A 2504-nucleotide genomic window follows, 5' to 3' on the forward strand; every position below is an offset into this window, starting at 1 on the left:
GTTCCGCCGCTTCCGACGCCTCTGCCTCCAGCGCACCTGAGGAGTCCGCCGGTTCCGGTCAGGAACCGCCGGCAGCMACTGAGGAAGACCAGAGCGGCGACGGCGGGCCGGACGCTGGTGGCAGCCCGGACGCGGGCGGCAGCCCCAAAGCGTAGCTAGTTGGCCCCGGCCGGGACTTCGGTTCCGTCCGGGGCTTCGTCGTATCCCCCGCCGGGCGCCAGGCCCCGTGACGTCGCGAACGAGACGCCCTCGAGGAATGCCTTGGCACGTTCCGTCTCGGGGTACGCCGTGAGCAGCCGCCAGAAGGCGGCGTCGTGGCCGGCCACCAGCAGGTGGGCGAGTTCGTGGAGCAGCACATAGTCGATCACCCACTGGGGCATGGGCTGAAGTTTGGCCGAGAGCCGGATGGTTCCTTCCGACGGGGTCGCCGAACCCCAGCGCGAGTTCTGGTTGGTGACCCAGCGGACGGAKGACGGCACCRCCCTMCCGCCCAGGTACTTCGCGGAAAGTTCGGCGGCGTGGGCGGCAAGATCGGCATCGCTGCGGGGGCGCCGMCGGCCGGCACCGGCCGCGCCGCGGGCTCCTTGCCGCCGGAGCTTTTCGAGCATCCGGTGGACCCATTCCCGCTCCTGGGCTCTGGTGAACGAGGCGGGGATGGCGACCACCGCGGTGCCGTCTTCCCAGAAGGCGGCAACAGTCCGGCGGCGGCGGGCGGACCGGCGGACGACCACCGGGGCGCCGTCGGCGGTGGTCAGCGGGGTAGTGGTGCCGGCCATCAGTGCCCCGTATTTTMCGCCAGGACCGTCAGGACGGCCTCGCCGTACTTTTCCAGCTTGGACGGGCCCACGCCGGCGAGTTTGGCCAACTGTTCCAGGGATTCGGGGCGGGCCTCGGCGATGGCGGTCAAGGTCGCGTCGGTGAACACGACAAACGCGGGGACGTCGGCTTCCAGGGCCACGTCCTTCCGCCATTGTCTCAGCKCGTCGAACGTCTGTTCCTCGTAGGTGGGCGGGCACTGGTTGCAACGCCCCACCTTGCGTTCCGCGCCGCTGGAGAGCATGCTTCCGCAGACCCGGCACGACGCCGGGACGGCGGCTTTCCGGCGCGGCGCGGCGCCCTTGCCGCGGAGGTGCGAACTGGCCACCRAGTCGGGTCGCAGGCCGTCCAGGAAGCGTGAGGGCTTGCGGTTGGCCCGCCCGCCCGGTGTCCGGGMGGTGGACCAGGACAGCGACAGGTGTTCCCGGGCGCGGGTGATGCCCACGTACAAAAGCCTGCGTTCCTCATCCACCGCTTCCGGAGTGTCCGCGAAGGAGATCGGCATGAGCCCCTCGCTGAGTCCGACCAGGAACACGGCGTCCCATTCCAGGCCCTTGGCGGCGTGCAGCGATGCCAGGGTGACGCCCTGGAYGGTCGGTGCGTGCTGGGCCAGAGACCGTTCCTGGAGCTCGTTGACGAAGTCGGAGAGGCTGAACTGCTCCCCGCGGCTGATGACGAGTTCGTCGGCCAGCGCCACGAGGGCGGCCAGCGATTCCCAGCGTTCCCGGAGGGCGCCGCCGCTGTGGGGCGCCGCGTCGGTGTAGCCAAGGGAGGCCACGATGTMGCGGACCAGCTGCCCGAGCGGCTCGGGCGTGGCGGTTTCGGCAGCGGCCCGGGTGGCGGCCCGGAGCTGCAGGATGGCATCGCGGACTTCTTTCCGGGCGAAGAACCGTTCACCGCCGCGCAGCTGGTAGCCGATTCCTGCCGCGGCCAGCGCCTGCTCGTAGGCTTCGGACTGTCCGTTGGTGCGGAAGAGGACGGCGACCTGGCTGGCCGGTGTGCCGGCGTCGAGCAGTTCGCGGATCCGGGCGGCGACCGTGGCGGCCTCGGCCTCGTCGTCGGAGCACTCCGTAAACTGCGGAACCGGGCCGGCGGGCCGCTGGGCCACGAGCTGCAGCGGCGTCGCCCATGCGGCGTCCGCCACAGGGCCGCCGCTGCGCCGGCCCGCAAGGAGGTCGTTGGCGAGCTTGACCACCTGCGGAGTGGAGCGGTAGTCCCGGATCAGCTTGACGACGTGAGCCTCGGGATACATCGCCTTGAAGCCGAGCAGGTGCTTCGGCGAGGCCCCGGTAAAGGAGTAGATGGTCTGGCTGGCGTCGCCCACGACGCAGAGGTCGTCGCGGCCGCCAAGCCACAGCTCCAGGAGCCGTTGCTGCAGCGGCGAGACGTCCTGGTATTCGTCGACGACGAAGTGCCGGTACTGTTCCCGGACGGTCGCCGCCACCTTGGGGTCCTCCTGAAGAATGCCGACGGTGATCAGCAGCACGTCCTCGAAGTCGATGACGTTGCGGTCGGTCTTGACGTCCTCGTAGKACTGGAAGACCCTCGCCACGGCGGTCAGGTCGAAGCCGCCCGGAGTGCCGCGGCCCTGGGCGTTTTCCAGGTAGTTCGCCGGGGTGAGCATGGAGACCTTGGCCCACTCGATTTCGGAGGCGAGGTCGCGGATGGAGGCGCGGTCCGTGCTGAGC

Annotated in this window: 2 protein-coding genes; both read right to left on the reverse strand. The window is 70.3% G+C overall.

Annotated features, from left to right (window positions below; translation table 11 throughout):
- Window positions 1-155: 155 nt before the first annotated feature.
- Window positions 156-776 carry a M48 metallopeptidase family protein gene (locus tag AC1DBQ_RS22905; protein ID WP_476930692.1) on the reverse strand — a complete coding sequence of 207 codons (621 nt, stop codon included), beginning with the start codon at window positions 774-776 and terminating at the stop codon, window positions 156-158.
- Window positions 776-2504, reverse strand: a 1729-nt coding sequence (locus AC1DBQ_RS22910; RefSeq protein WP_476930693.1) for an ATP-dependent DNA helicase UvrD2, incomplete at its 5' end; no start/stop codon positions are given. The genes AC1DBQ_RS22910 and AC1DBQ_RS22905, both read right to left, overlap by 1 nt.

It is taken from the genome of Arthrobacter sp. 10T413_2, from assembly GCF_056394205.1.